The organism is Streptomyces sp. NPDC007945 (assembly GCF_042958885.1).
Taxonomy (GTDB): domain Bacteria; phylum Actinomycetota; class Actinomycetes; order Streptomycetales; family Streptomycetaceae; genus Streptomyces.
Genome location: NZ_JBIBJV010000002.1, coordinates 746,092 through 771,869, shown reverse-complemented (window position 1 = coordinate 771,869; position 25,778 = coordinate 746,092). Strand labels below are relative to the sequence as shown.

Below are 25,778 nucleotides of genomic sequence, written 5' to 3'. Positions count from 1 at the left end.
CAGATCGGCAGGACTGTGGGAAGCGGCAGCGGCAGGGAACGGGCAGGAGGCGGCCGGTGACCGTCGACGACGCGAACGCGGGCGACGGCCGCTCCGAGTCGCACGCGCCGCGTGAGCCGCGGGGCTCACGCGAGCCCGAGGGTCCACCGGGGCCCGAGGGCGCCCCCGAGGGCCCGGAGGAGCCGGACGGCGCGCCCGAGCCGTCCGGGTCGGCCCCGTCCGCCCGGGCGGACGGCGCCCCCGGCGCCGAGGGGTCGGCCTATCCCACGCCGCACCACGCCGTCGACCACACCGTCGAACCGACCGACGACCCGCTCGCCATCCGCCTCGAACAGCTCATCCTCGGCGCCGACCGCCGCTACACCCCCTTCCAGGCGGCCCGCACCGCGGGCGTCTCCATGGAGCTGGCCTCCCGCTTCTGGCGGGCCATGGGCTTCGCCGACATCGGGCAGGCCAAGGCGCTCACCGAGGCCGACGTCCTGGCCCTGCGGCGGCTCGCCGGTCTCGTCGAGGCGGGGCTGCTGAGCGAGCCGATGGCGGTGCAGGTCGCCCGCTCCACCGGGCAGACCACCGCCCGGCTGGCCGAATGGCAGATCGACTCCTTCCTGGAGGGCCTCACCGAACCGCCCGAGCCCGGCATGACCCGCGCCGAGGTCACGTACCCGCTGGTCGAACTGCTCCTGCCGGAGCTGGAGGAGTTCCTGATCTACGTGTGGCGGCGGCAGCTCGCCGCCGCCACCGGTCGCGTCGCCCAGGCCGCCGACGATGAGGAGATGGTCGACCGGCGGCTCGCCGTCGCCTTCGCCGACCTCGTCGGCTTCACCCGCCTCACCCGCCGCCTGGAGGAGGAGGAGCTGGGCGAGCTGGTCGAGGCCTTCGAGACCACCTGCGCCGACCTGGTCGCCGCGCACGGCGGCCGGCTCATCAAGACCCTCGGCGACGAGGTGCTGTACGCGGCGGACGACGCCGGCATCGCCGCCGAGATCGCGCTCCGGCTGATCGAGACGCTCAGCCAGGACGAGACCATGCCGGCGCTGCGGGTCGGCATCGCCTTCGGCACCGTCACGACCCGGATGGGCGACGTCTTCGGCACCACCGTCAACCTCGCCAGCCGGCTCACCTCGATAGCGCCGAAGGACGCCGTGCTGGTCGACAGCGCCTTCGCCGAGGAGCTCACCCGCACCGGCGAGGTGCCCGTCTCGGAGGCCAAGGCGGCGGAGGAGGCCGCCCTCGCGGAGAAGGAGGGCCGGGCCCCGGAGACGTACCGCTTCGCGCTCCAGCCGATGTGGCAGCGGTCGGTGCGCGGCCTCGGCGTCGTGGAGCCCTGGCTCCTGAACCGTCGTCCGACCTAAGATCCCTCCCGGTGAACCATGTGAACCGTCGTTAACCGGGAGGGCGCAGGAGATGTCCGAGCAGCGTTTTGGTGAGTTCGTGCTGGTCCGCAAGGAGGGGCACGTCGCCGAGTTCGTCCTCGACCGGCCCAAGGCGATGAACGCGGTCTCCTCCGAGATGGCCCGCTCCATCGGCGAGGCCTGCGCGGCGCTCGCAGCCGACCGGGACGTCCGGGTCACCGTCCTGAGCTCCTCGAACGACCGGGCGTTCTGCGTCGGCGCCGACCTGAAGGAGCGCAACTCCTTCACCGACGCCGAGCTGGTCCGCCAGCGGCCCACCGCCCGCGCGGCGTACACCGGCGTCCTGGAGCTGCCGATGCCGACCGTGGCGGCGGTGCACGGCTACGCCCTCGGCGGCGGGTACGAGCTGGCGCTCTCCTGCGACCTGATCGTCGCCGACGCCACCACCGTCGTCGGCCTGCCCGAGGTCTCCGTCGGCGTCATCCCCGGTGGGGGCGGTACGCAGCTGCTGCCGCGCCGGGTGGGCGCCGCGCGCGCCGCCGAGCTGGTCTTCACGGCCCGCCGGGTGGAGGCCGCCGAGGCCGCGGAGCTGGGCCTGGTGGACGTGCTGGCGGAGGACGCCAGGACCGCGGCCCTGGAGCTGGCGGGGCGGATCGCCGCGAACTCGCCGGTCGGGCTGCGCGCCGCGAAGAGGGCGATGCGGCTGGGGCAGGGCCTGGACCTGCGGGCCGGCCTGGAGGTCGAGGACGGCGCCTGGCGCTCGGTGGCCTTCTCGGGCGACCGCGCGGAGGGCGTGGCGGCCTTCAACGAGAAGCGGAAGCCGGAGTGGCCCGGCGAGTGAGGTCTTCGTCCCGTATGGGCAATTGATCCGTCTTTGTATCAAATGTCACTTTCCGTGACGTCTCGAAAGGGAAAACGGGTCAAACCTCCCTAAGCTGGTGGAATGGGAGAGGACGTGCGGTTGCGGGCCGTGGTGGCGCTGGCGCAGGGGATGGCGGCGGCGCACACTCCGCGCGAGTTCTGGCGGGCCGCCGCGCTCGGGGCGTGCGCCGGACTCGACGGGAGCTTCGGCGCCCTGTCGGTCTGGGAACGGGACCACGGGCGGCTGCGGGTCCTGGTGAACGCGGGGGAGCGGGCCCCCGGCGAGGAGGAGTTCCCGGACGCGGAGACGTATCCGGTGCACCAGTTCCCCGAGATCACCGAGTTCCTGCACGAGCGCTGGGCGGTCGGCGCCGGTCCGCACGCCTGGATCGAGACGGCCGGCGCCGAGCGGGTCACCGGGCGGGTGGAGGGGCTGCGGCGGCGCGGCCGGGGTGCCTGCGTGGTCGCCCCGATCGTGCTGCACGGCCGCGCGTGGGGTGAGCTGTACGTGGCCAGGCGGCCCGAGGCGAAACCTTTCACCAGTGAGGACGCCGACTTCGCCAACGTGCTCGCGGCGGTCGTCGCGGCCGGCATCGCGCAGGCCCAGCGCCTGGAGGAGGTCCGCAAGCTCGCCTTCACCGATCCGCTCACCGGGCTCGCCAACCGCCGGGCGGTCGACGCCCGCCTCGACGAGGCCATCGAGCGCTACCGGCGCGACGGCTCCGTCGTCAGCCTCGTCGTCTGCGACCTCAACGGCCTCAAGCGCGTCAACGACACCCATGGCCACGCGGTGGGGGACCGCCTCCTCGAACGCTTCGGCTCGGTCCTCTCCCGCTGCGGCGCCCGGCTCCGCGGGGCCCTCGCCGCCCGTCTCGGCGGCGACGAGTTCTGTCTGCTGGCCGTCGGCCCGAGCGCGGACGAGGTGGTGGCCGTCGCGGAGGAGCTCTGCGTCCGCGCCGCGGAGCTGGAGCTCGGCGAGGGCGTCGCCTGCGGTGTGGCCTCGACCGGCGACCCGATCGGGCCCCTGAAGTCCGCCCGCCGGCTCTTCCGGCTCGCGGACGCGGCGCAGTACCAGGCCAAGGCCGCCCGCTCCACCAAGCCCGTCGTGGCGGGCCGGGACGGCACCGTCATCCGCCTCGCCGACGCCCCGCCCGGCGCCCGCGACCGCCGCCGCTTCCGCGACGCGCCCACGGTGGAGCCGCCGCCCGAACGGTAAGGGGCCGCCCCGGTGGGGGACAGTGACGGATTGCCTAGTGACAGGCAGCTCTTCAATCCGTAGGGTGCTGAATATGGATATGCAGACAGTCGTTCTCGGCACGTCCGGCACGACCCCGCAGGACGTCATCGCCGTCGCCCGCCACGGCGCCCGTGTCGAGCTGTCGGAGGAGGCCGTCCAGGCGCTCGCCGCGTCCCGCGCCGTCGTCGACGCGCTCGCCGCCAAGCCCGAGCCCGTCTACGGCGTCTCCACCGGCTTCGGCGCCCTCGCCACCCGGCACATCGACCAGGAGCTGCGCACCCAGCTCCAGCGGAACATCGTCCGCTCGCACGCCGCCGGCATGGGCCCGCGCGTCGAGCGCGAAGTCGTCCGCGCCCTGATGTTCCTGCGGCTCAAGACCGTCGCCTCCGGCCACACCGGAGTCCGCCCCGAGGTCGCGCGGACCATGGCCGACGTCCTCAACGCCGGCATCACCCCGGTCGTCCACGAGTACGGCTCGCTCGGCTGCTCCGGCGACCTCGCCCCGCTCTCCCACTGCGCCCTCGCGCTCATGGGCGAGGGCGACGCCGAGGGCCCCGACGGCACCGTGAAGCCCGCCGGCGAGCTGCTCGCCGCCGCCGGCATCGAGCCCGTCGTCCTCAAGGAGAAGGAGGGCCTCGCCCTCCTCAACGGCACCGACGGCATGCTCGGCATGCTGATCATGGCCCTCGCCGACCTCGACACCCTCTACAAGTCGGCCGACGTCACCGCCGCCCTCTCCCTCGAAGCCCTCCTCGGCACCGAGAAGGTCCTCGAACCCGAGCTGCACGCCATCCGCCCCCACCCCGGCCAGGCCGCCTCCGCCGCCAACATGCTGGCCGTCCTCAAGGGCTCCGGCCTCACCGGCCACTTCCAGGCGGGCGAGGCCCCCCGCGTCCAGGACGCCTACTCGATCCGGTGCGCCCCGCAGGTCGCCGGCGCCGGCCGGGACACCCTGGCCCACGCCCTCCTCGTCGTCGAGCGCGAGCTCGCCGCCGCCGTCGACAACCCGGTCGTCCTGGGCAACGGCGAGGTCCGCTCCAACGGCAACTTCCACGGCGCCCCCGTCGCGTACGTCCTCGACTTCCTCGCCATCGCCGCCGCCGACCTCGGCTCCATCGCCGAGCGCCGCACCGACCGGCTCCTGGACAAGAACCGCAGCCACGGCCTGCCGCCCTTCCTCGCCGACGACGCCGGCGTCGACTCGGGCCTCATGATCGCCCAGTACACGCAGGCCGCCCTGGTCAGCGAGATGAAGCGGCTCGCCGTCCCGGCCTCCGCCGACTCGATCCCGTCCTCGGCGATGCAGGAGGACCACGTCTCCATGGGCTGGTCCGCCGCCCGCAAGCTGCGCACCGCCGTCGGCAACCTCGCCCGGATCATCGCCGTCGAGCTGTACGCCGCCACCCGCGGCATCGAGCTGCGCGAGGGCCTCACCCCGGCGCCCGCCTCGCGGGCCGTCATCGACGCCCTGCGCGCCGCCGGTGTGGAGGGTCCGGGGCCGGACCGCTTCCTCGCCCCCGACCTGGCCGCCGCCGACGCCTTCGTCCGCGAGGGCGGTGTGATCGCCGCGGTGGAGCCGGTCACCGGCCCGCTGGCCTGACCCGCGGCCGTACACCCACGGGGCCGTCCTCCTCATCGGGGGGCGGCCCTCCGCCGTTCCGGGACGCGCGCCGGTGCCCGGAGCGCGCCCGGTACGAGGGGCGGGGGCGCGCCCGTGCTAGGAGGCGCGCCCGTGCCGGCGCATCGCCAGTGCCACGAAGCCGGCGCCGACCCCGAGGAAGCCCGTCCCGCCGAGCACGTACGCGGTGGTGTCCGGGCCGCCGGTCTCGGCGAGCCGGCCGGTCGCGGGGTCGGCGCTCCCGCTCCGTACGGCCGCCGCCCCGGGGGCCGCGTCGGAGGCGTTGGCCGAGGGGACGAACCACAGGGCGCACAGCAGGGTCCCCGCCGCGGTGGCGGTCAGCAGCGGGCGTCGGGCGGCGGACACGCGGATCTCGTTCTCCTCACGGAAAGCCCCGCGGGAGGCCCGCGGTGCGCCGATGCTAGTGAACCCAGCGGGTCGCGGGAAAGCCGAGGCCGGGCAGACCCTACGCTCCCAGCCATGAGCACCTCCGAAACCCCCGCCACCGCCACCCGCCACGTCCGCCTCCGCGTCGACATCGTCCTGGAGATCGACGGCCCCGCCGAGCTGACCACCGCCGCCGAAGGCCGGATCGACGCCGACGAGTTCATGCCGGCCGAGGAGCGCGAGCACGCCCGGGCCGCCGTGCGGGAGGACCCCTCCGAGGCCCTCGCCTACCTCGTGGAGCCCTTCGACCTGGTCCGGGACCTGCCGGGCGTCGAGCTCGTCCAGGCCGCCTGGAGCAGCGAGGAGATCGAGTACGACCCCGACGCGATGGAGTGGGAGCTCGACGAGGATGATGAGGACGATGAGGACGCGGAAGACGGGGTAGACGACCAGCGGCCGTAGACGACGCGGGCGCAGGGCGGTGCGACCGCCCTCCGCGGGCGGGCCCCGGGGCGGCGTCCCGGGGCCTTTTCGCGCCGTCGTGCGGCGGGCGGGGAACCGGAAGTCCCCGCTGCTCGTGTAGTTCAGTGGTGTTGCCCACAAACCCCCCGCTTCCGGAACCGGAGGGGTCTGATGGGTGTTCTGATGGATTGACAGGGAATCGGCGACGATGGAGAAGCGTGTGATGACGGTCGGCAAGCGCCGCAGGAGCCTGTCCGCGGCGGCGGCGGTGCTCAGCGGCGTACTGGTGCTCTCGGCCTGCAACGACGACGAGGCGTCCGGCCCGGCCGCGTCCGGTTCGGCCTCCGCCACGTCACAGGCCCAGGTCGACGAGGCCGCCGAGCAGCGGACCTCCAAGGCGCAGATCACCATCTCGCCGGAGAACGGCTCGCAGAACGCCTCCATCAACAACGACGCCAAGGTCGCCGTCACCGAGGGCAAGCTCACCGAGGTCACCATGACCTCCTCCGAGGGCACCGCGGTCAAGGGCGAGATAGCGGCCGACGGCCTCTCCTGGAAGCCGACCGGCCAGCTGGAGCGCGCCACGGTCTACAAGATCGCCGCGACCGCCGTCGACGCGGAGGGCATGGAGGCGCACGAGAACTCCTCCTTCACCACCGTGTCGAAGGAGAACAGCTTCATCGGCAACTTCACCCCCGAGGACGGCTCGACCGTCGGCGTGGGCATGCCGGTCTCGATCAACTTCAACAAGGCGATCACCGACAAGAAGGCCGTCCAGAGCGGCATCAAGGTCTCCTCCAGCTCCGGCCAGGAGGTCGTCGGCCACTGGTTCAACTCGACGCGGATCGACTTCCGTCCGGACGACTACTGGAAGGCCGGCTCGACGGTCACCCTCAAGCTCGACCTGGACGGCGTCGAGGGCGCGAAGGGCGTCTTCGGCGTCCAGCAGAAGACGGTCACCTTCAAGGTCGGCCGCAGCCAGGTCTCGACCGTCGACGTCGCCACGAAGACGATGACCGTCAAGCGCGACGGCAAGGTGATCCGCACGATCCCGATCTCCGCCGGATCGCCGGACAACACCACGTACAACGGCCAGATGGTGATCTCCGAGAAGTTCAAGGAGACCCGGATGAACGGCGCCACCGTCGGCTTCACCGACTCCGACGGCAAGGGCGAGTACGACATCAAGGACGTGCCGCACGCCATGCGCCTGTCCACCTCCGGCACCTTCATCCACGGCAACTACTGGGGCGCCCGCTCCATCTTCGGCTCCGTGAACACCAGCCACGGCTGCGTCGGCCTCGCCGACGTCAAGGGCGCCGGCGACCCCAAGCAGATGGCCGCCTGGTTCTACGACCAGTCGATGATCGGCGACGTCGTGATCGTCAAGAACTCCAAGGACAAGACGATCGCCCCCGACAACGGCCTCAACGGCTGGAACATGAACTGGTCCGCCTGGAAGGCCGGCTCGGCCCTCTGAGCCGCCCCGCCCGCCCGTGAGAAGGCCCCCCTCCGCTTTCGGAGGGGGGCCTTCACGCGTCTCGTCAGCCCTCGGCGCGGCGGTACTTGCGGACGGAGAGGGTGCGGAAGACGGCGACGATGAGGACCGAGTAGATCAGCGAGGCCCACACCGGGTACTGCATCGGCCAGGCGTCGGAGGGGGACAGCCCGGGGTCGCCGAAGAGTTTCCGGCAGGCCTGGACGGTGGCGCTGAACGGGTTCCACTCCGCGACCGGCTGGAGCCAGCCGGGGAGTTTGCTGGAGTCCACGAAGGCGTTCGAGATGAACGTGACGGGGAAGAGCCAGATCAGGCCGCCGGAGGTGGCCGCCTCCGGGGTGCGGACGGAGAGGCCGATGAGGGCGCCGATCCAGGTGAAGGCGTAGCCGAGGAGGAGCAGCAGGCCGAAGCCGAGCATGATCTTCCCGAAGTTCGTCGGCGCCGCGTAGCCGGGCCGCCAGCCGATGAGCAGGGCGACGATCGCGAGGACCAGCAGGGTCAGCGCGGTCTGCACGAGGTCGGCCATGGTGCGGCCGGTCAGCACCGCGCCGCGCGCCATCGGCAGGGAGCGGAAGCGGTCGATGAGGCCCTTGTGCATGTCGTCGGCGATGCCGGCGCCCGCGCCGGCGGTCGCGAAGGTGACCGTCTGGGCGAAGATGCCCGCCATCAGGAAGTTCTTGTAGACGTCCGGATCGGTGCTGTTCCCGATCTGCATCGAGCCGCCGAAGACGTACGTGAACAGGATGACGAACATGACGGGCTGAATCAGCCCAAAAAGGATCATTTCGGGAATCCTGGACATGCGGATCAGGTTCCGCTTCGTGATGACCAGGGAGTCCGAGAGGGACTGCGCGATGCCGCCCCGGGGCGCGGGGACCTCCGGGGCGGTGTCGGTGAGGCTGCTCATGCGGCCGGCTCCTTCCGCTGCGTGCCGCCGCCGTTCTCGTCCTCCTGGGCCCGCTCGGCGGCGTGGCCGGTGAGGGAGATGAAGACGTCGTCGAGGGTGGGGCGGCGCAGTCCGATGTCGTCGATCTCCACGCCGAGGGCGTCGAGGTCCCGGATCACCTCGGCGAGCAGCTTGGCGCCGCCGGTGACGGGGACGGTGAGCTTGCGGGTGTGCTCCTCGACGGAGACGTCGTCGAGGCCGAGGGCGCCGGGGCCGTAGCGGGCGAGGACGGTGCGGGCGGGGGCGATGGCGGCGCGTTCGTGGACGACGACCTCGACGCGCTCGCCGCCGGTCCGCGCCTTGAGCTGGTCGGAGGTGCCGCGGGCGATGACCTTGCCCTGGTCGACGACGGCGATGTCGTGGGCGAGGTGGTCGGCCTCCTCCAGGTACTGGGTGGTGAGGAGGAGGGTGGTGCCGCCGGAGACGAGTTCCTTGATGACGTCCCACAGCGCCTGCCGGTTGCGGGGGTCGAGGCCGGTGGTCGGCTCGTCCATGAACATCACGGGCGGGGAGACGACCAGGGCGGCGGCGAGGTCGAGGCGGCGGCGCATGCCGCCGGAGTACGTCTTGGCGGGGCGGTCGGCGGCGTCGGCGAGGTGGAAGCGCTCCAGGAGCTCGCCGGCCCGTTCCTTCGCCGCCTTCGCCCTCATCTGGTAGAGCCGGCCGACCATCTGGAGGTTCTCGCGGCCGGTGAGGTACTCGTCGACGGCGGCGAACTGCCCGGAGAGGCCGATGGAGCGGCGGACCTCCTCGGGGTGCGCCAGGACGTCGATGCCGGCGACGGAGGCGCTGCCGCTGTCGGGTCGGAGCAGGGTCGTCAGGACCCGTACGGTGGTCGTCTTCCCCGCGCCGTTGGGGCCGAGCAGACCGAGGACGGTGCCTTCGGGCACGTCGAGGTCCACTCCGTCCAGTGCGGTGACGTCGCCGAAGGTCTTCACCAGTCCCTCGGCGTGGATCGCGCCTGGCATGTCCACACTCCCGGATCATTTCGGGCATTTCTGCCGATCCTAGGGCAGTGGGCAGGGCCGTGCTCAGACCAGGACCGTGTAGCCCGCCTCCCGCAGCGCCCCCTCCACCTCGCGGCAGTGCTCCGGGCCCTTCGTCTCCAGGTGCAGCTCCACCTCCACCTCCGTGAGGCCCAGCCGCGGGTCGGTCCGGACGTGACTGACGTCGAGCACGTTCGCGTCCACCACCGTCAGCACCGCGAGCAGCGTCGCCAGCGCCCCCGGCCGGTCCGCCACCCGCAGCCGCAGGCTCAGATAGCGGCCCGCCGCCGCCATGCCGTGCCGCAGGATCCGCTGGAGCAGCAGCGGGTCGACGTTGCCGCCCGACAGGACCGCGACCACCGGGCCCCGGAACGACGCCGGATCGCTCAGCAGCGCCGCGACCGGGCTCGCCCCGGCCGGCTCCACCACCAGCTTCGCGCGCTCCAGACAGAGCAGCAGCGCCGAGGACAGCGCGTCCTCCGAGACGGTGCGGACCTCGTCCACGTACTCCCGCACCAGGCCGAAGGGCACGTCGCCGGGCCGCCCGACCTTGATGCCGTCCGCCATCGTCACCGGCGCGTCGACCACCACGGGATGCCCGGCGGCCAGCGATGGCGGATACGCCGCCGCGCCCTCCGCCTGCACACCGACGATCCGCACGTCCGGCCGCACCGACTTCACCGCGAGCCCGATCCCCGCCGCGAGCCCGCCGCCGCCGACCCCGACGATGATCGTGCGGACCTCCGGGCACTGCTCCAGGATCTCCAGGCCGACCGTGCCCTGGCCGACGATGACGTCGGGGTGGTCGAAGGGGTGGATGAAGACCGCCCCGGTCTCCCGCGCGTACTCCTGCGCGGCCGCCAGCGTCTCGTCCACCACGTGCCCGTGCAGCCGCACGTCCGCCCCGTACTCACGGGTCGCCGCGACCTTCGGCAGCGGGGCGCCGACCGGCATGAAGACGGTCGCCCGCACCCCGAGGAGCTGTGAGGCGAGCGCCACACCCTGCGCGTGGTTCCCGGCCGACGCGGCGACCACCCCCGCCGCCCGCTCCTCCGGCCGGAGCCCCGCGATCCGCACGTACGCGCCGCGCAGCTTGAACGATCCGGTCCGCTGGAGGTTCTCGCACTTCAGCAGCACCGGCGCTCCGACCAGCGACGACAGGTGGCGGCTGCCCTCCAGGGCGGTCATCCGGGCCACCCCCGCCAGCATCTTCTGCGCCCCGCGCACATCGTCGAGCATCAGCCGGTGCAAGGGGTATGGCGTACCGAAGGTCATGACCCCAAGTCTCGCAGCTCACCGGGCCCCCGGCCGCGCGGGCGGCGGGCCCGTCGCGGGTTTGCGCACGGCCGGTACGGAGCCCGGCCCGTCCGCGTACTCTGTCCCCCACACCGACCACCCCCGCACGAGAGAGCCCCCCAGCCATGCCCACATCTCAGGACATGACGACCGAGCTCGACCCCGGCCTCCTCGATGCCCTCCAGCACCAGGTGGCCGTCTTCGCCCGCCGGGCCGAGCAGACCCGCCTCGGCGGCACCGGACAGCTCCGCAACTCCATGGACCGGGCCGCCTACCTCCTCCTCAACCGCCTCGACCAGGAAGGTCCGATGGGCGTCAAGGCCCTCGCGGCCGGCATGGGCATCGACTCCTCGACCGTGACCCGCCAGGTCGCCCCGCTCGTCGACTCCGGGCTCGTCAAGCGCGCCTCGCACCCCGAGGACGGCCGCGCGGTCGTCCTCCAGCTCTCCCCGCGCGGCCTGGAGCGCCTGGAGGAGGTCCGCTCCTCGCGCCGCACGCTCATGGCCGAGGTCACCGACGGCTGGACGGAGGACGAGCGCGAGTCCTTCTGCTCCCTGCTCACCCGCTTCAACGCGGCGCTCTCCGCCCGCCAGTCGGGACACCCCGCCGGGACCGGGAGTTCGACGCACGGGGGTTGACCCCGCTTCCCTCCCCACCCCATACATGACCGGGTGGGGAAGCAGCGCACCCGATCGGAACACGCGGCCCGCGCCCGGGAGTTCGACGCCTTCGTGGCGGGAGCGGCGGGGCGGCTGCTGCACGTCGCGACGCTGCTCACCGCCGAGACCCGGGCCCGGAACCCGTACGCCCGCGCGCTCCTCGCCGCCGCCCTCGCCCACACGTACGCGGTCCGCGACCGCGGCCACGACGAGGACCCGTACGCCCTGACCCGGGACGGACTCGCCCTCCGCTTCGCCAGGACCGCCCGGCGGCACCGCGCCGGCCGCGGCGGCGTCCTCGGCCTCCTCACCCCCCGGGAGCGGCTCGTCCTCGTGCTGCGCCTGTACGAGGGCGTGCCCGAGGAGCAGACCGCCGCGCTGCTCGGCCTCCCGGAGGCCCGGGTCCGCGCGGTGTACGCCCGCGCGGTGGCACGCGTCAGGAAGGGGGCCGCCGGATGAGGCACGGCGGCAAGGAGGCGGCCGTCCTGCGGCTGCTCGACACCCCCCATCCACCCGTCCCCGGCGATCTCGCGGCGCGGGCGGCGGCCCGCGGCGACCGGGCCCGGCGGCGGCAGCGGGCACTGCGCCGGACCGGCGCCGCGCTCGCCGGGATCGCCGCGCTCGCCTTCTCCCTCTGGGCGGCCGAGGCCCGCCCCTGGGAGCCGCCGCCGGCCGCGACGACCCCGCCGTTCGCCGGGCCCTGAGGACGGCTCTAGCCTGGAGGAAGGGGTCGGTCCGAACAGTGACGCAGGAGGCCGACATGACCAGGAAAGCCGCCGACTGCCGGGACACCCCGAGTGTGTCGGGCTGCTCGCTCTACATCTCGGGCGAGGAGGAGGAAGTGGTCCGCGCGGCCACCGAGCACGCCGTCTCCGTCCACGAGCACACGGACTCGCCGGAGCTGCGGGACGAGGTCCGGGCGAGCCTGAAGGACCCGCTGCCGGGGACCTGAACGGCCCGGTGGGCCCGGGCACGGGCTCGCTCGCCGTACCCGGGCCCACCGCGCGGACCGGTGTCCGCGGATCAGCCGAGCGCCTCGCGCAGGTCGGCGATCAGGTCGTCGACGTTCTCGATGCCGACCGAGAGGCGGACCAGATCGGCCGGGACCTCCAGGGCCGAACCGGCGACGCTGGCGTGCGTCATCCGGCCCGGGTGCTCGATCAACGACTCGACGCCGCCGAGGGACTCGCCGAGGGTGAAGAGCTTCGCGCGGTCGCAGACGCCGACCGCCGCCTCCTCGCCGCCCTCGACGCGGAAGGAGATCATGCCGCCGAAGGACCGCATCTGCTTGGCCGCGATCTCGTGGCCCGGGTGCTCGGGCAGCCCCGGGTAGAGGACCTGCGTGACCTTCGGGTGCCGGGTCAGGAAGTCGGCGACCTTCGTCGCGTTCTCACCGTGGCGGTCCATGCGGACGGCGAGGGTCTTGATGCCCCGCAGCACGATCCACGAGTCGAACGGGCCGGCCACCGCGCCCATCGCGTTCTGGTGGTACGCCAGCTCCTCGCCGAGCTCCGCGTCGGCCGCGACGAGGGCGCCGCCGACGACGTCCGAGTGGCCGCCCATGTACTTGGTGAGGGAGTGCACGACGACGTCCGCGCCGAGCGCCAGCGGCTGCTGGAGGTAGGGCGAGGCGAAGGTGTTGTCGACGACCAGCTTCACCCCGGCCTGCCGGGCCACGCCCGCGACCGCCTCGATGTCCGTGATGCCGAGCAGCGGGTTCGACGGCGTCTCGACCCAGATCAGCTTCGTGCGGTCGTTCACCGCGGCGCGCACCGAGGCGATGTCCGAGGTGTTCGCCACGGAGAAGTCGACGCCCCAACGCTCCACGACCTTGGCGAAGAGCCGGAAGGTGCCGCCGTACGCGTCGTTCGGGATGACCACGTGGTCGCCGGGGGAGAGGAGGGCGCGCAGCAGGCAGTCCTCGGCGGCCAGGCCGGAGGCGAAGGCGAGGCCGCGCCGGCCGCCCTCCAGGGCCGCGAGGTTCTCCTCCAGGGCGGTACGCGTCGGATTGGCGCTGCGGCTGTACTCGTAGCCGCCGCGCAGCCCGCCCACCCCGTCCTGCTTGTAGGTGGACACCTGGTAGATGGGCGGGACGACCGCGCCGGTCAGCGGGTCGGCGGTGTTGCCCGCGTGGATGGCGCGGGTCTCGAAGTTCTGGTGGTTGTGCTGGTCGCTCATGGTCAGGAGCGTAGTGCCGGGGTCCGGTTCCCGCCGCTCTTCGTCCACAGGGGCGGCGTGGCCGGGCCGTTGCCGGGGGAGTTGTCCACAGGTCGGTCCCGGCCGGGTTCCGCCCCACCGGTGTCCTGGACAATGGACGCATGGAGATTCTCTGGTTCCTGATCGCCCTGGGCCTGCTCTTCGGCGTCCTCGGCCCCTATCTGCTGCGCCGCCGCGGCGGCGGCATCCGGCAGGTCGCGCCCGGCACGCCCGACGCGGCCGACCCGGAGGCGTACGGCTTCGTCCGCCAGGAGGAGCTGGACGTGCGGCTCCCGGGGCCCGACCACGATCTCCTCGACGTCCTCCGGGTCGTCCAGGCCACCCAGGACTGGCGGGCCGCGGCCCAGCTCCTCGCCGGGACGCCGAAGGAGGGCGAGGTCCGCTGGCAGCGCGTCCAGGCCTTCGCCGGCGCGGCCTCCCTGGAGCTCGCGGAGAAGCCGGGCGCCGGCGGCGCCTGGCTGCGCGCCTGGCGTTCGGACGCGCCGAAGGACGCGGGCGCGGCGGCGGTGCACGCCGAGTTCCTGGTGCAGCAGGCGTGGCGCTCCTCGGCGGCGGGCAGCGACGACTTCCGGATCATCCTGGAGGAGGCCCGGAAGGTCGCGGAGGAGGCGGCGCTGCTGGCCCCCGGCGACCCGGTCCCGTACATCACGCAGCTGGCCGTGGCCCGCGGACTCGGCTACACCCACGAGCAGTTCGACCAGGTGTGGGCGAAGGTCATCGACCGGGCGCCGCAGCACATGGGCGCGCATCTGGCGGCGCTGCACTACTGGTGCGAGAAGTGGCACGGCTCGCGCGAGGAGGCCGACCACTTCGCGACGACGGCCGCCGCCCGCGCCCCGCAGGGCTCGCTGCTCGCCGCGCTGCCGCTCTTCGCGGTCTTCGAGCACGTGCCGGACGTGGTCCTCGTCCAGGACTTCTACCGTACGGCCGTGGTGAGCAGGGCGATGGAGGGCGCGCTGTACGCGGTGCACTCGGCCCGCGCGGACGACCCGATGCTGTCGCACGTGCGCCATCTGCTCGTGTACTTCCTGGTGCGCGGCGAGCGCTGGGCGGAGGCGATGCGCCAGCTGGTCCACGTCGACGGCCACGTCGGCGCGGTCCCGTGGACGCTGAGCGGCGACCCGGCGGCCGAGTACACCCTCTACCGGAACCTCGCGGTGGCGGGCTACGAGTCGAACGGCGGCAGCCCGGCGACCCTGCGCCACTGACGCCCACCGGCCCCGCGCCCACCGGCCCCGCGCCCGCCGACCCCGCGCCCGCCGACCCCGCGCCCGCCGACCCCGCGCCCGGCGCCCCTGCGCCCGGCGCCCCTGCGCCTGACGCCCACCGGCCCCGCCCCGGCGTCCCTGCGCCTGACGCCCGCCGACCCCGCGCCCGCCCGCACGCCCGGTGGCCCGGGGCGCCCGGCTCCGGGGAACAGCGCCGTCCCCGGCGGCGTTGTGTCCACTGCCGACCCGCGTCGAGGAGAGATGCCGCATGTTCCTGTCCCGCACCCCCGTCCTGCCCACCCCGGAGCAGGCACTGCGCGGCCGCCCGGAGCCGGAGTTCTCCGTCCCCGAGCGCCACACGGTGCTCGGCAACCCGCTGCTCGGCCCGTACCCGGAGGGCCTGGAGGTCGCCGACTTCGGCCTCGGCTGCTTCTGGGGCGCCGAGCGGAAGTTCTGGCAGACCGACGGCGTCTGGACCACGCTCGTCGGCTACCAGGGCGGCTACACGCCGAACCCGACGTACGAGGAGGTCTGCTCGGGCCTCACCGGGCACACCGAGGTCGTCCGGGTCGTCTTCGACCCGGCGAAGGTGTCGTACGAGACGCTGCTCAAGGTCTTCTGGGAGTCCCACGACCCGACCCAGGGCTTCCGCCAGGGCAACGACGTCGGCACCCAGTACCGCTCCGCCGTCTACACCCACTCGCCCGCCCAGGCCGAGACGGCCGAGGCGTCCCGGGCCGCCTACCAGAAGGTCCTGACGGCCTCCGGCTACGGTGAGGTCACCACCACGGTCCTGCCCGCCGACGACCGCGTCTTCTACGCGGCCGAGGCCTACCACCAGCAGTACCTCGACAAGAACCCGGCCGGTTACTGCGGCATCGGCGGCACCGGTGTCTCCTGCCCGATCGGGGTCGCCAAGGCCGAGTAGCCGGCGCCGCGCGCCGGAGTCGGCGACGCCGAAGGGCCGGTCCCCCGGGGAGGGGGGCCGGCCCTTCGGTCGTGGAGAGGGGGCCTCAGCCGGTGTAGGGCTTGGCGCTGAGGATCTTGACCATGGCCTTCTTGCCGTTCGGGAGCTCGTACTCGGCGTCGTCCCCGGCCTTCTTGCCGTTGACGCCGATGCCGAGCGGCGACTGCGGCGAGTAGGTGTCGATCTTGTCGCTCGCGTACTCGCGGGAGGCGAGCAGGAAGGTCATCGTGTCGGACTCGTCGCCGTCGAAGGCGATCGTCACGACCATGCCGGGCTCCACGACGCCGTCGTCCGCCGGGGCCTCGCCGACCTTCGCGTTCTGGAGCAGCTGGGTGAGCTGGCGGACCCGGAGCTCCTGCTTGCCCTGCTCCTCCTTGGCCGCGTGGTACCCGCCGTTCTCGCGCAGGTCGCCCTCCTCGCGCGCGGCGGCGATCTTCGCGGCGATCTCGGTACGCGCGGGACCAGACAGGTACTCAAGCTCGTCCTTGAGCTTGTTGTACGCCTCCTGGGTGAGCCAGGTGACGTTGTCGCTGGTCTGGGTCACAGGTGCTCCTCGTAGGTACTGGGAATACAAAGCATCGCCCTACGCGGAAAGCGGGCGCCTTCCGGGTGGGCGAAAGCACGAGCCTAACAATGTGTGGCGGAAAGCGGGAGGACATAAACCATCGGAATGGCGTCGGTCCAGGTCACCGCGGTGGCCCGCCGGGGCCCGTCCCCGTGTCCCTACCCACCGCTACCGCGGCGTACACCCCAGGAGCTCGGCACTGGTGGCGCGGGCGGTGGTGCGGAGCGAGTAGACGCGGTCGACCCGGCCGGCCGGCTCGTCGACCACGACGTCCTTGCGGGCCACCTCGGCGCCGTCCTCCGAACGGGAGCGGAGCGTGCACACGCCCTCGACGCCCTCGTCCTTGCGGATCTCCAGGTGCACCTGGACCTCGGAGTCGCTCACCACGTCGAACTTGATCATCTCGGCGCTGATCCTGCTGCCGCCGACGTGATGCCAGCCGAACCAGACGATCATGGCGAGGAAGAGGGTGCCGAGGACCGCCCCGGCGATCCGCAGCTTCCGGTCGGCCCGCTCGTCCGCGGAGCGCCCGTAACGCCCCTCGGGCGGCTGCTCTCGCACGGCGCTCATGGTTCGGTCCTCTCGGGTCGGGGGCGGCGGAATTTTCGTCCCCCCGATTCCGTCACTATAGAGACCACCCTCCGCGTCGAATCACTGAGGATCGAGTCTTGACTGAGCAGCTGCGACTGATGGCCGTTCACGCCCACCCCGACGACGAGTCGAGCAAGGGCGCGGCGACCATGGCCAAGTACGTGTCCGAGGGGGTGGACGTCCTGGTGGTGACGTGCACGGGCGGCGAGCGGGGTTCGGTCCTGAACCCCAAGCTCCAGGGCGACCCCTCCATCGAGGAGAACATCCACGAGGTCCGCCGCAAGGAGATGGACGAGGCCCGGGAGATCCTGGGCGTGCGGCAGGAATGGCTCGGCTTCGTCGACTCGGGGCTGCCCGAGGGCGACCCGCTGCCCCCGCTCCCCGAGGGCTGCTTCGCCCTGGAGGACGTGGACCACGCGGCCGGCGAGCTGGTGCGCAAGATCCGCTCCTTCCGTCCGCAGGTCATCACGACCTACGACGAGAACGGCGGGTATCCGCACCCCGACCACATCATGACCCACAAGATCACGATGGTGGCCTTCGACGGCGCGGCCGACGCCGAGAAGTTCCCCGAGGCCGAGTACGGCCCGGTCTTCACGCCGCAGAAGCTCTACTACAACCAGGGCTTCAACCGCCCGCGCACCGAGGCCCTGCACAAGGCGCTCCTCGACCGCGGCCTGGAGTCCCCGTACGGCGACTGGCTGGCGCGGTGGAGCGAGTTCGAGCGCAAGGAGCGGACGCTCACCACCTTCGTCCCGTGCGCCGACTTCTTCGAGATCCGCGACCGGGCGCTGATCGCCCACGCCACCCAGATCGACCCCGAGGGCGGCTGGTTCCGCGTCCCGATGGAGATCCAGAAGGAGGTCTGGCCGACGGAGGAGTACGAGCTCAGCAAGTCGCTGGTGCCGACCTCCCTCCCCGAGGAAGATCTCTTCGCGGGCATCCGGGACAATGCCTAGCATGAGCGCACACCTCGCACTGACGCAGCTGGTCCCCTTCGCCGCCGAGGAGCTGGACAAGAACAAGGTGACCCCCGGCGTCCTCGGGTTCGTCGTCTTCGCCGTCCTGGCCCTCGCCGTCTGGGCGCTGATGAAGTCGATGAACCGCCACATGCACAAGATCGACTTCGAGGAGGCCCCGGAGACCGCCGAGGCCGCCCCGGGCGGCGGCAAGGCCGCGCCCGCCGCCAAGTAGCGCGGCACCCGCTCCCACAGCCGCACCTCCGTATCCGCACCGCGCCCCGTCGCGGTGCGGATACGCGTGCTTCCGGCCCGACGGCCCGACGGGCGTCCTCGGGTTTCCGGCGCCACCGGTCACCGAGAGCGACGTGACAGGGTGTGGCGGCATACGTGCGCGTCACGTGCCCCGTGACGCAGACTTCCTCAGGACCGCCGCAGGACCCGCGCCGACACGTGAGGGTGGACAGAACTGATGCCGGAAGACACCGCCACCGCCGACCCGGGACGGTCCGCCGGCCGCCTGCTGGCCGTCTCCGACCTGCACATCGCCTACCGCGAGAACCGCGCCATCCTGGAGGAGCGGGTCCTCCCCACCTCCCCCGAGGACTGGCTGCTGGTCGCCGGCGACGTCGGCGAGACCGTCTCCGACATCGAAGGCGCCCTCAAGCTGCTCCGCGACCGCTTCGCCCGGGTGATCTGGGTGCCCGGCAACCACGAGCTGTGGACCCCGGGGGACGACCCCGTCCAGCTGCGCGGCGAGGAGCGCTACCGCCACCTCGTGGAGATCTGCCGGGGACTCGGCGTGCTGACCCCCGAGGACCCGTACCCCGTGTGGACCGGAGCCGGCGGCCCCGTGGTCGTGGCGCCCCTGTTCCTCCTCTACGACTACTCGTTCCGCGCCGAGGGCCTCACCCAGGAGCAGGCGCTGGCCGCCGCGTACGAGTCGGGCGTGGTCTGCTCGGACGAGTTCCTGCTCCACCCCGAGCCGTACCCCTCCCGCGACGCCTGGTGCCGCGCGCGGGTCGCCGAGACCAGGGCCCGGCTCGACGCCGTCGACCCGTCCCTCCCCACCGTGCTCGTCAACCACTTCCCGCTCGTACGGGAGGACACTGCGCTGCTCCACTACCAGGAGTTCGCCCAGTGGTGCGGCACCACGCTCACCGCCGACTGGCACACCCGCTACCGCGCCGCCGCCGTCGTCTACGGACACCTGCACATCCCGCGCACCACCTTCCACGACGGCGTCCGCTTCGAGGAGGTCTCCATCGGCTATCCGAGGGAGCACCGCAAGCGCGGACTGCCCCGGGGAGTGCTGCGGGACGTCCTGCGCGTGCGCGGGGAGGAGCGGTGATCGGGGCCGTCCTGCCGCCGGAGGCGTCCTGGGCGACGCTCGACCACGACCCGGGGCCCGACGTGCTGTTCCCCGCGGAGGCGGCGCTCGTCGCCGACTCCGTCGCGTCCCGCCGGGCGGAGTTCGCCGCCGGCCGGCACTGCGCCCGGCTGGCCCTGGCGCGCCTCGGCGTCCCCCCGATCGCGATACCGGCCGGGCCGCGCGGCGAACCGCGCTGGCCGGACGGGATCGTCGGCAGCCTCACCCACTGCGCCGGACTCCGGGCCGCCGCCGTCGCCCGCCGCACCGACCTCCGCTCCGTCGGCATCGACGCCGAACCCCACGCCCCGCTCCCGGAGGGCGTACGCGACGCCATCGCGCTCCCCGAGGAGGCCGCCCACCTCCGGGACCTGCGGCGCGAGCGGCCCGACGTCCACTGGGACCGCCTGCTGTTCAGCGCCAAGGAGTCCGTCTACAAGGCGTGGTTCCCGCTGGCCGGCCGCATGCTCGGCTTCGAGGAGGCCAGGCTCGCCTTCACCCCGGACGGCCGCTTCACCGCCCGCCTCCTCGTCCCGGGCCCGCACGTCGACGGCCGCACCCTGACCGACTTCACCGGCCGCTGGACGGTCACCCCCCACCACCTCGCCACCTCGGTCCACGTCCCGGCACCCCCACGGGACGCCACGGCCGAATCCCACCCCTGAACCCCACGATCCCGCCCGGCTCGGCCGCCCCTGCGCAACTCAACGCGACGCCCGGAAGCGCCCGTGACAGCCATCGGGCGCCCGGTTGCGCAAGGATGGGGGCATGCCCAACCGACTCGCTCAGGCCACGTCTCAGCGTCGGTTACAGCTCGTGCCACTGGCGCCGGTGAACTCGCACAAGGCGGTAGCCCGGAGCCTGAGCACGGCCACCCGGGTTGAAGATCAATAGGCCGATTCGATCGAGTGGGTACCCGACCGGTACGTCGATATTTGGCCAGAGCCCTGGTCAGCCCACTGGGAGTGTCCGATAGCGGGTTGCGCTTCCCTCACCCTGCGGCGGGGAGGCGTCGTACGCGTACCTGGCTGGGGGCCTGGTGCTACCGCTCCGTACGACGCAGGAACTGCCAGCCCAGTACGGCCAAGGCGAGCGTCTGCCCGAGAGAAGCGAGTACGAGCACGGGCTGAACGACGGGAGAGCACCAGAACGCGGTCGTGCAGACCATGGGCAGGACCAGGAACGTGAACAGGTCCACCGCGGTCTGAAGCCGCTTGCGCACGGTGCGGCCCGCAACGTTGCGGTGGTAGATCTCCCAGCCGAACACTGCGCCGTCGGCGGAGGTAAGTTCCCCCAGGCGCGGCCCGAGCCGGTCGCGGACGTAGCAGCCGATCGCCGAAATCTTTTCGTCGTTGACCAGGTAGGTCCAGCCCAGAATCAAACAGATCGCGGGGACGGATAGCAGCAGTCGGGACTGACCGCTCTGGGCGGTGATCGCCACGACCGCAGTGGCTGCGGCGAGCGTGAAGTAGAGCAGGTTGTCGCGGAACCCTATGCGGGTCTTCTGTTCCTCCTTGAGGCGGTCGTATTCGGCCAGCAGGATCTTGCTCTCGGTGACGTCATCGGTGGAGGTCACAGGCACCCCTATGCTTGAGTTCAGGATCAGCCGGCGATCTGGAAGGGAGCCAGGCTGTCGGGGCCGTGCCGATCGATCCAGCTCTTCCCGTCCGCCGCTATCCCCTCCAAAAGGCGGAAGGTGTGGGTGGAGCCGGCCGCGCTGAGGTTGATCTCGGAGATTTCCTGGGAATTCTCGGTCGGAGCCAGTTGATGGGCGTCGGCGTCCTTGACGCGGATCTTCCTGGCCGGTCCGTTGGCGAGGACGAGCTCCAGGTCGTAGCCGATGTCGGCGTTCTCCGTAACCTGTACGGAGGTCAGCGCGTCGAACCGGTAGTTGCTCCGTTGCTCGTTCTTGCGCGTTCCGTCGAAGAAGTCGAACTCGGAGCTGATCTCGCGGATACCGTCCTGGGTGAATAGGAACAGCCGGAACACATAGCGCGAGTACCGCCATGGGCCGCCTCGGACCCGGCCACGTTTGTAGGAAGGGCCCGGGGCCACCAGGATGGTGTGGGTGATCAGGTCGCGCCAGGTGAGCCGGTGGTGCCGGAGCGCCTCATCGACGAACGAGGTCTTGTCGCAGGCGAGCCAGGTCTCCATCTCCAGTTCGCTGGGGCGCGTAGCGTCCAGGAACGACTTCCAACGGTGGTAGGCAATCTGTCGTTCGGTCAAATGTGCGCTGTATTCCTGAGTCTCCCGGTTCAGCCGGTATTCTTCACGCCGGACCTCCAGCCATCGGGAAGCGCTCGCGTGCCCGGACCAAGCCGCACCGAGCATGGCCAGGAACGCCCACAGAGGCCGAGGTTGGGCGGCACCGATGGCCGCTGTGCCGAATCCGGCCAGAGCCGCGACACCGAGAACGGCGAGGGACACCACGGTCAAGGCCTTCGTCCTGCCCGACGCCCGGTCCTGGCGGTACCGATCGGACAGGATGCCGTTGTTGTAGCGATCTCGGGCGTCCTCGGCGAGGTATCGGATCAGCCAGTCGACTCGCTCCACACCGACTCGGCTCTCCCGGTAGAGGCCCGCGATCTCGGCGGCGAGGCAGCTGCGGATCTGAACCGTGTGACCGAGCCAGGCATCAGCGGTGAAGCCGTGGGGCCTTCGAATGCTGAAGTAGTGATCGCACGAATGGCGGACCCGCTTGGTGAACCGGTCCTCGGTGATCGGGGGATCGCGCGGATCCGGGGCGTGAACCTCGGCCGCGAAGCCAGGCCTGGGCTCCTGGCCCCACCACCGAAGGCCGAAGCGCGCCGCGGTCAGGCCCGCGCCGAGTGCCACCGCTAACTCGACGATCGCCTGGGCCGGATTCGCGATCAGAGCCAGGGCCCCAAGGAGAGCACTGCTGATGGCGAACAGGACCGCCCGGACAGGGAGGGCCGCCTTGGCGGCGGCAGCGGTGCTCGGGCGGGGCGGAACGGCCCTCGCCCCGATGGGGTCGGGTGCGAAGTAGGCCCAGACCCGCTGGGTCCGGCCGTTGCCGAAGCGCTCTGCCCTGGCCCGCCCGAGGGTCTCCGCCCACAGGTCGTCCTTCAGCCCTCCGGTGAGTATCACGTCGAGGTGGCGGAGGATCGCGTCGTGCTGGCGGAACGGGAGGTCCTGCAGTTGCTTCAGCACGGGGCCGGTCTCGCTGCCGGGGGTGCTGAGTACCGCCAACAGGTCGAACGTGACGCGCAGGGCTTCTTTCCACTGGTCTTCGGCGAAGCCCCGCACGAGCCCGTAGGCGTAGCGTAGCTGCCCGACCTCTTCGGCGGTCAGGTCGTGGTGGGTGCGTGCGCTGAGCATGGCGAGCACCCAGTGGAAACGCACCTCCGTACCGTCGTACCCGTGGGCGATCGCATCGGTGATCATTTCGCGGGCCCGACTCGGAACGCCGTCTTCCAGGAGCTGTACGCCGACCCGGTACTTCTCCTGCGGTGAGGCGTCCGGGTGGACGAAGTAGACGTTGGAATTGTGTACGGTCTCGGCCTGGATCCCGACGGTCGAGCCGTACGCCGCCGAGCTGTATGGGGCACTGTCGTCGTGGTTCATGCCAGGTCACCGGCCGCGGCAACCAGCGGAGCCAACGTGGCCACCAGCGCGGGGCACTCCGCGACCAGCCCGCGCAGCCTCTTGAGTGCCATGACCGTCCGCTTCGACGACTCAGGGGTGCGCTCCCCTGCCGACCGGAGGGCGGAGTCCAGATCGGTCAGGGCTTCCCGGTAGCTTTCCTCGTCGAGGGCACCCTCGTCGCGGTGCCACCCCAGCTGATCGCGGAAACCGTTCAGTTCCGTGATCAGGTCCGTCGGGCCGGGTGCCTTTGAGACCGTGCTCATGTGGACACTGCTGCCCGTGACAGAGCCCGCCAGGATGCCGACGGTGCTGTTGTGGACGGTGTTACTGACGGGGCCGAACCGGTGGGCCGCACGGGCCCTGTCGTCCTGGAGCACGAGGGTTTCCTCCTGCTCGCCCACCAGTTCCACTGCCAACCGGATGGCGAACGCCGCCGCGTTCGCCGCGGCCCGCGGCTGCCAGTTGCGGTCCTCCGAACTGTTCTTCGTGCCGTCCGCCCGGTCGCTGATCCCCCGGACAATGGCCACCGGCGCTCCGCTGAGATGGCCGGCCTGTGCGACACCGGCCGCCTCCATCTCGATGGCGAGCGCGTCGTTGTAGTGCTGTCGGATCCACTTCGCCTCGGCCGAGATTCTTGAGTTCTGGACAACCTCGCCGGCGGCGATCGCCCCGAAACGCACCTGCGGGCCGTCCTCGTGACCGGGTGTGAGGTCCGCCCAGTCGTTCACACGGGCCAGGTGCGAGGCGAGTTGGCTGATGCCGTGCGGCGCTTCCCATACCCGGGGGCGGGCTTTGAGCCCGTCGTCCTCGCTGGTCCCGCCGTGATAGGCGTACACGTGTGACGCCATCACCACGTCACCCAGCCTAGTGGCGTCCCACAGGGCGCCGGCGACCCCGACGAACAGCACGGCCATCGGCGAGAACTCCTGGATCGCACGTTCGGCGATCACCGCGGCGGCATGGTTCCCCTTGTTCGTCAGGCCGAGCGCGACGCGGCACGATGTGCCGCGTACGCTTCCGACCTCGAACCGGGTACCGCGCTCATGGCGATGTAACTGAAGATCGGCCAGCCTCTGTCGCACGGACTGGTATTCAAGATTGAGGGCGGTGAGAATCACCACTGGGCTCTTCGGCATCTACTCCTCTTCCCCTCTCGTGTTCTCTTCCGTTGTGGATGGCGCGGGTCGGATCAGCGGTGGGAACAGCACGGTTCTCGGGCCGGCCCGGTACAGCCGCGCGGGCCGTCCTCCCGTGCTTCTGCGGTCCGTGCCGACGGGGACGATGAATCCCTTCGCGGCCTGAACCTTCCGGTAGAAATTGCGGGTGTCGAGTGTGGTGCCCCAGACGGCCTCGTACACCTGCTGCAGCTCTGCGATGGTGAAGCTCTCCCCGCAGAACGCGGTGGCCAGTGCCGAGAATTCGATCTTGGTGCGCGCGCGTTCGATCCCGTCCGCGACGATTCGATGGTGGTCGAACGCGAGGGCCGCCTCGCCGGACAGGACGGCTTCTGCGGGAATCCACGCGGCGTCGGTGGCATCCGTACCCGCGACAGGGTCGGGCAGCCCCGGTGCGATCGCCAGGTGAGCTACGGAGACGACTCGGCCCCGCGGGTCGCGGCCCGATCTTCCGTACACGGCGAGCTGTTCAAGGTGCACCCAGCCGGAGGTCAGGGCCGTCTCCTCGCTCAGTTCGCGGTGAGCGGCGTCCAAGATCTCCTCGCCATCGTGGCTCAGGAATCCTCCGGGCAGCGCGAGCATGCCTCGGAAGGGATCTTCGCCCCGCTCCACCAGGAGGACGTGCAGGCGACTGTCCCGCAGCGTCAGGATTACGAGATCGACCGTCAGCAGGACAGCAGGTGGTGACCATGCGTCATCTGGCATGCACTGCACGGTACTTCAGTTACTGTCACTTGCACAAGAAGGGGCTGTTGGGGTCGCCCCACCGCTCGACCTCATGGCCGTGGCGCGCATGGATGCTCAGCTGGTGGTCGAACATGTCAGCTCGTAGCTGCCAGTAGTGGCACGGCTTCCACTCTGCGACTGGCGCGCTGGTGGCGTCGTTGTGAACGCGAGACAGTCGCGGCCCGTTCGCTTCGATGAACCGCAAACCGGATGCCGGGACCTGGGTCAGTTTCGTAGGTAGCTGCTGCCCCGGTCGGTGCGCTCTTCCGGCAACGTGACCTTGATCAGTTTTTGATCGGGCACGGCTAAGCGATCACTTACGAGCTGGCATGGCATGCGCAGGTGGTGCATCCGGCCCGGAGGTGGGGAATGTTCCGGTCGGCCCATGAAGAATCGCGATGCGGACGCTACCGGTCAGCTGTCGAAAGCGGGGAGACCTCGGTCCTTACATGACCCCAAGATCGACCGTGACGGAGAAAGGCGCGGTCGCCTTCACCGTGCCGGTGAACATCTCGCCGTCCCTGTAAGCCTTGGTGGCGGGGTCGAGGACGTAGGTGTACACGATCGGGACGCCGGTGGCGGCCTGCTCGACCCGCCAGTAGAAGGGGATGCCGGCCTTGGCGTACTGGTCGACCTTCACGATCCGGTCGGTGGTCTCCGAGCCGGGCGACACGACCTCGACGACCAGGAGCACGTGCTCGGGGCGGGTGGGCGTGAGGTCGATGGTCTCCGCCCGGTAGACGATGACGTCCGGACGGCGATTGGTGAGCGGCACGTCCTGCAGGCGGACGTCGAAGTCCGTGTCGGCGTTCCAGTCCGGACCCGCGGCTGCGTCCAGGGAATTGGCCAGGATCCGCGCCAGCCGGTTGTGCCGCTTGGAGGCGCTCGGGCTCACGACGACCATCCCGTCCACGATCTCGATGCCGGCGCACTGCTCCTCGGACCAGGAGTCGTACTGCTCCGCGCTGATCTGCGTATGCATCCACGCGGGCGCCACCATCTCGGCGGACATGGTGTACCTCCTTCGAGGAGCCTCGACAGGTCCAGTTCTGCTGCGCCCAGCCTACTGTTCCGAGGCGCCGGGTCGCCCGAC

General features: G+C 71.6%; 28 protein-coding genes. 16 read left to right on the top strand and 12 right to left on the bottom strand.

Annotated features, from left to right (window positions below; translation table 11 throughout):
- The first annotated feature begins 56 nt into the window (after positions 1–56).
- The 4 genes from ACFZCF_RS08815 (at position 57) to hutH (ending at position 5,050) form a co-directional block, all read left to right on the top strand.
- Positions 57–1,352, top strand: a complete 1,296-nt coding sequence (locus ACFZCF_RS08815; protein WP_388437201.1) for an adenylate/guanylate cyclase domain-containing protein — start codon at positions 57–59, stop codon at positions 1,350–1,352.
- Between the two features lie 52 nt (positions 1,353–1,404).
- Positions 1,405–2,193 (top strand): enoyl-CoA hydratase-related protein, encoded by a 789-nt coding sequence (locus ACFZCF_RS08810; protein WP_391285542.1) that lies wholly within the window; start codon positions 1,405–1,407, stop codon positions 2,191–2,193.
- Between the two features lie 102 nt (positions 2,194–2,295).
- Positions 2,296–3,429: a diguanylate cyclase domain-containing protein gene (locus ACFZCF_RS08805; RefSeq protein ID WP_388437194.1), complete on the top strand. Its 1,134-nt coding sequence runs from the start codon at positions 2,296–2,298 to the stop codon at positions 3,427–3,429.
- A gap of 79 nt (positions 3,430–3,508) precedes the next feature.
- On the top strand, positions 3,509–5,050 hold the full coding sequence (gene hutH / locus ACFZCF_RS08800) for a histidine ammonia-lyase (RefSeq protein WP_391286008.1): 1,542 nt from the start codon (positions 3,509–3,511) through the stop codon (positions 5,048–5,050).
- A gap of 117 nt (positions 5,051–5,167) precedes the next feature.
- Here hutH and ACFZCF_RS08795 read toward each other — a convergent pair whose 3' ends face one another.
- Positions 5,168–5,434 (bottom strand): hypothetical protein, encoded by a 267-nt coding sequence (locus ACFZCF_RS08795; protein ID WP_388437191.1) that lies wholly within the window; start codon positions 5,432–5,434, stop codon positions 5,168–5,170.
- A gap of 114 nt (positions 5,435–5,548) precedes the next feature.
- On the opposite strand from ACFZCF_RS08795, the gene ACFZCF_RS08790 reads away from it, so the two are divergent.
- Positions 5,549–5,917: a hypothetical protein gene (locus tag ACFZCF_RS08790; RefSeq protein ID WP_391285539.1), complete on the top strand. Its 369-nt coding sequence runs from the start codon at positions 5,549–5,551 to the stop codon at positions 5,915–5,917.
- 208 nt (positions 5,918–6,125) lie between these two features.
- Complete coding sequence (locus ACFZCF_RS08785; RefSeq protein ID WP_388437184.1) at positions 6,126–7,397, top strand: Ig-like domain-containing protein; 1,272 nt, start codon at positions 6,126–6,128, stop codon at positions 7,395–7,397.
- 64 nt (positions 7,398–7,461) lie between these two features.
- Here the strand turns inward: ACFZCF_RS08785 and ACFZCF_RS08780 are convergent, their stop codons facing one another.
- The 3 genes from ACFZCF_RS08780 to ilvA all read right to left on the bottom strand — a co-directional run bounded on the left by ACFZCF_RS08780 (position 7,462) and on the right by ilvA (position 10,622).
- Positions 7,462–8,322: an ABC transporter permease gene (locus tag ACFZCF_RS08780; RefSeq protein WP_388437181.1), complete on the bottom strand. Its 861-nt coding sequence runs from the start codon at positions 8,320–8,322 to the stop codon at positions 7,462–7,464.
- Positions 8,319–9,329 carry an ATP-binding cassette domain-containing protein gene (locus ACFZCF_RS08775; RefSeq protein ID WP_391285537.1) on the bottom strand — a complete coding sequence of 337 codons (1,011 nt, stop codon included), beginning with the start codon at positions 9,327–9,329 and terminating at the stop codon, positions 8,319–8,321. Before ACFZCF_RS08775 ends, ACFZCF_RS08780 begins: the two co-directional genes overlap by 4 nt.
- A gap of 63 nt (positions 9,330–9,392) precedes the next feature.
- Positions 9,393–10,622, bottom strand: a complete 1,230-nt coding sequence (ilvA, locus tag ACFZCF_RS08770) for a threonine ammonia-lyase (protein ID WP_391285536.1) — start codon at positions 10,620–10,622, stop codon at positions 9,393–9,395.
- Between the two features lie 146 nt (positions 10,623–10,768).
- Here ilvA and ACFZCF_RS08765 point away from each other — a divergent pair, with 146 nt between their 5' ends.
- From ACFZCF_RS08765 to ACFZCF_RS08750, 4 genes are read left to right on the top strand one after another with little or no spacing between them, the layout of a single operon-like run.
- Entirely contained in the window at positions 10,769–11,281 is a 513-nt protein-coding gene (locus ACFZCF_RS08765) for a MarR family winged helix-turn-helix transcriptional regulator (RefSeq protein ID WP_388437171.1), read from the top strand.
- Between the two features lie 33 nt (positions 11,282–11,314).
- Positions 11,315–11,761, top strand: coding sequence for a sigma factor-like helix-turn-helix DNA-binding protein (locus tag ACFZCF_RS08760; protein ID WP_388437168.1), 447 nt, complete (start codon positions 11,315–11,317; stop codon positions 11,759–11,761).
- Positions 11,758–12,006 carry a hypothetical protein gene (locus ACFZCF_RS08755; protein ID WP_388437165.1) on the top strand — a complete coding sequence of 83 codons (249 nt, stop codon included), beginning with the start codon at positions 11,758–11,760 and terminating at the stop codon, positions 12,004–12,006. The genes ACFZCF_RS08760 and ACFZCF_RS08755 overlap by 4 nt, the downstream gene beginning before the upstream one ends.
- Before the next feature lie 56 nt (positions 12,007–12,062).
- Complete coding sequence (locus ACFZCF_RS08750; protein ID WP_382805296.1) at positions 12,063–12,254, top strand: DUF1059 domain-containing protein; 192 nt, start codon at positions 12,063–12,065, stop codon at positions 12,252–12,254.
- A gap of 71 nt (positions 12,255–12,325) precedes the next feature.
- Here ACFZCF_RS08750 and ACFZCF_RS08745 read toward each other — a convergent pair whose 3' ends face one another.
- Positions 12,326–13,480: a cystathionine gamma-synthase gene (locus ACFZCF_RS08745; RefSeq protein WP_388437162.1), complete on the bottom strand. Its 1,155-nt coding sequence runs from the start codon at positions 13,478–13,480 to the stop codon at positions 12,326–12,328.
- A 140-nt stretch (positions 13,481–13,620) separates the two neighbouring features.
- Between ACFZCF_RS08745 and ACFZCF_RS08740 the strand changes: the two genes are divergently transcribed.
- Both ACFZCF_RS08740 and msrA read left to right on the top strand, forming a co-directional pair.
- Positions 13,621–14,727, top strand: a complete 1,107-nt coding sequence (locus ACFZCF_RS08740; RefSeq protein WP_388437159.1) for a hypothetical protein — start codon at positions 13,621–13,623, stop codon at positions 14,725–14,727.
- A gap of 268 nt (positions 14,728–14,995) precedes the next feature.
- Positions 14,996–15,655, top strand: a complete 660-nt coding sequence (msrA, locus tag ACFZCF_RS08735; RefSeq protein WP_391285532.1) for a peptide-methionine (S)-S-oxide reductase MsrA — start codon at positions 14,996–14,998, stop codon at positions 15,653–15,655.
- An 85-nt stretch (positions 15,656–15,740) separates the two neighbouring features.
- Here the strand turns inward: msrA and greA are convergent, their stop codons facing one another.
- Both greA and ACFZCF_RS08725 read right to left on the bottom strand, forming a co-directional pair.
- The gene (greA, locus tag ACFZCF_RS08730; RefSeq protein WP_030497204.1) at positions 15,741–16,238 is read right to left on the bottom strand and encodes a transcription elongation factor GreA; all 498 of its coding nucleotides are present in this window, start codon (positions 16,236–16,238) and stop codon (positions 15,741–15,743) included.
- Positions 16,239–16,427: 189 nt separating this feature from the next.
- Complete coding sequence (locus tag ACFZCF_RS08725; protein ID WP_388437152.1) at positions 16,428–16,829, bottom strand: DUF4307 domain-containing protein; 402 nt, start codon at positions 16,827–16,829, stop codon at positions 16,428–16,430.
- A gap of 98 nt (positions 16,830–16,927) precedes the next feature.
- Here ACFZCF_RS08725 and mca point away from each other — a divergent pair, with 98 nt between their 5' ends.
- From mca to ACFZCF_RS08705, 4 genes are all read left to right on the top strand, one after another.
- Positions 16,928–17,809, top strand: a complete 882-nt coding sequence (gene mca, locus ACFZCF_RS08720) for a mycothiol conjugate amidase Mca (RefSeq protein WP_388437149.1) — start codon at positions 16,928–16,930, stop codon at positions 17,807–17,809.
- A 1-nt stretch (position 17,810) separates the two neighbouring features.
- Complete coding sequence (locus ACFZCF_RS08715; protein WP_189946431.1) at positions 17,811–18,044, top strand: hypothetical protein; 234 nt, start codon at positions 17,811–17,813, stop codon at positions 18,042–18,044.
- A gap of 237 nt (positions 18,045–18,281) precedes the next feature.
- The gene (locus ACFZCF_RS08710; protein WP_391285528.1) at positions 18,282–19,160 is read left to right on the top strand and encodes a metallophosphoesterase; all 879 of its coding nucleotides are present in this window, start codon (positions 18,282–18,284) and stop codon (positions 19,158–19,160) included.
- Positions 19,157–19,843 (top strand): 4'-phosphopantetheinyl transferase superfamily protein, encoded by a 687-nt coding sequence (locus ACFZCF_RS08705; RefSeq protein ID WP_391285526.1) that lies wholly within the window; start codon positions 19,157–19,159, stop codon positions 19,841–19,843. Before ACFZCF_RS08710 ends, ACFZCF_RS08705 begins: the two co-directional genes overlap by 4 nt.
- 377 nt (positions 19,844–20,220) lie before the next feature.
- Here the strand turns inward: ACFZCF_RS08705 and ACFZCF_RS08700 are convergent, their stop codons facing one another.
- The 5 genes from ACFZCF_RS08700 to ACFZCF_RS08680 form a co-directional block, all read right to left on the bottom strand.
- Positions 20,221–20,754 (bottom strand): hypothetical protein, encoded by a 534-nt coding sequence (locus ACFZCF_RS08700; RefSeq protein WP_391285524.1) that lies wholly within the window; start codon positions 20,752–20,754, stop codon positions 20,221–20,223.
- 26 nt (positions 20,755–20,780) lie between these two features.
- A complete protein-coding gene (locus ACFZCF_RS08695; RefSeq protein WP_391285522.1) occupies positions 20,781–22,763 on the bottom strand; it encodes a hypothetical protein in 1,983 nt (660 codons plus the stop codon).
- Positions 22,760–23,920: a purine phosphorylase gene (locus ACFZCF_RS08690; RefSeq protein WP_391285520.1), complete on the bottom strand. Its 1,161-nt coding sequence runs from the start codon at positions 23,918–23,920 to the stop codon at positions 22,760–22,762. The genes ACFZCF_RS08695 and ACFZCF_RS08690 overlap by 4 nt, the downstream gene beginning before the upstream one ends.
- Entirely contained in the window at positions 23,921–24,664 is a 744-nt protein-coding gene (locus ACFZCF_RS08685) for an NUDIX domain-containing protein (RefSeq protein WP_391285518.1), read from the bottom strand.
- A 466-nt stretch (positions 24,665–25,130) separates the two neighbouring features.
- Positions 25,131–25,697, bottom strand: a complete 567-nt coding sequence (locus ACFZCF_RS08680) for a Uma2 family endonuclease (RefSeq protein WP_391285517.1) — start codon at positions 25,695–25,697, stop codon at positions 25,131–25,133.
- Positions 25,698–25,778 lie beyond the last annotated feature (81 nt).

Coding starts and splice junctions, on each gene's coding strand:
- ACFZCF_RS08810 (WP_391285542.1), top strand. CDS start 1,405: ATGTCCGAGCAGCGTTTTGGTGAGTTCGTGCTGGTCCGCAAGGAGGGG.
- ACFZCF_RS08805 (WP_388437194.1), top strand. CDS start 2,296: ATGGGAGAGGACGTGCGGTTGCGGGCCGTGGTGGCGCTGGCGCAGGGG.
- hutH (WP_391286008.1), top strand. CDS start 3,509: ATGCAGACAGTCGTTCTCGGCACGTCCGGCACGACCCCGCAGGACGTC.
- ACFZCF_RS08790 (WP_391285539.1), top strand. CDS start 5,549: ATGAGCACCTCCGAAACCCCCGCCACCGCCACCCGCCACGTCCGCCTC.
- ACFZCF_RS08785 (WP_388437184.1), top strand. CDS start 6,126: ATGGAGAAGCGTGTGATGACGGTCGGCAAGCGCCGCAGGAGCCTGTCC.
- ACFZCF_RS08780 (WP_388437181.1), bottom strand. CDS start 8,322: ATGAGCAGCCTCACCGACACCGCCCCGGAGGTCCCCGCGCCCCGGGGC.
- ACFZCF_RS08775 (WP_391285537.1), bottom strand. CDS start 9,329: ATGCCAGGCGCGATCCACGCCGAGGGACTGGTGAAGACCTTCGGCGAC.
- ilvA (WP_391285536.1), bottom strand. CDS start 10,622: ATGACCTTCGGTACGCCATACCCCTTGCACCGGCTGATGCTCGACGAT.
- ACFZCF_RS08765 (WP_388437171.1), top strand. CDS start 10,769: ATGCCCACATCTCAGGACATGACGACCGAGCTCGACCCCGGCCTCCTC.
- ACFZCF_RS08755 (WP_388437165.1), top strand. CDS start 11,758: ATGAGGCACGGCGGCAAGGAGGCGGCCGTCCTGCGGCTGCTCGACACC.
- ACFZCF_RS08750 (WP_382805296.1), top strand. CDS start 12,063: ATGACCAGGAAAGCCGCCGACTGCCGGGACACCCCGAGTGTGTCGGGC.
- ACFZCF_RS08745 (WP_388437162.1), bottom strand. CDS start 13,480: ATGAGCGACCAGCACAACCACCAGAACTTCGAGACCCGCGCCATCCAC.
- ACFZCF_RS08740 (WP_388437159.1), top strand. CDS start 13,621: ATGGAGATTCTCTGGTTCCTGATCGCCCTGGGCCTGCTCTTCGGCGTC.
- msrA (WP_391285532.1), top strand. CDS start 14,996: ATGTTCCTGTCCCGCACCCCCGTCCTGCCCACCCCGGAGCAGGCACTG.
- ACFZCF_RS08725 (WP_388437152.1), bottom strand. CDS start 16,829: ATGAGCGCCGTGCGAGAGCAGCCGCCCGAGGGGCGTTACGGGCGCTCC.
- ACFZCF_RS08715 (WP_189946431.1), top strand. CDS start 17,811: ATGAGCGCACACCTCGCACTGACGCAGCTGGTCCCCTTCGCCGCCGAG.
- ACFZCF_RS08710 (WP_391285528.1), top strand. CDS start 18,282: ATGCCGGAAGACACCGCCACCGCCGACCCGGGACGGTCCGCCGGCCGC.
- ACFZCF_RS08695 (WP_391285522.1), bottom strand. CDS start 22,763: ATGAACCACGACGACAGTGCCCCATACAGCTCGGCGGCGTACGGCTCG.
- ACFZCF_RS08690 (WP_391285520.1), bottom strand. CDS start 23,920: ATGCCGAAGAGCCCAGTGGTGATTCTCACCGCCCTCAATCTTGAATAC.
- ACFZCF_RS08685 (WP_391285518.1), bottom strand. CDS start 24,664: ATGCCAGATGACGCATGGTCACCACCTGCTGTCCTGCTGACGGTCGAT.
- ACFZCF_RS08680 (WP_391285517.1), bottom strand. CDS start 25,697: ATGTCCGCCGAGATGGTGGCGCCCGCGTGGATGCATACGCAGATCAGC.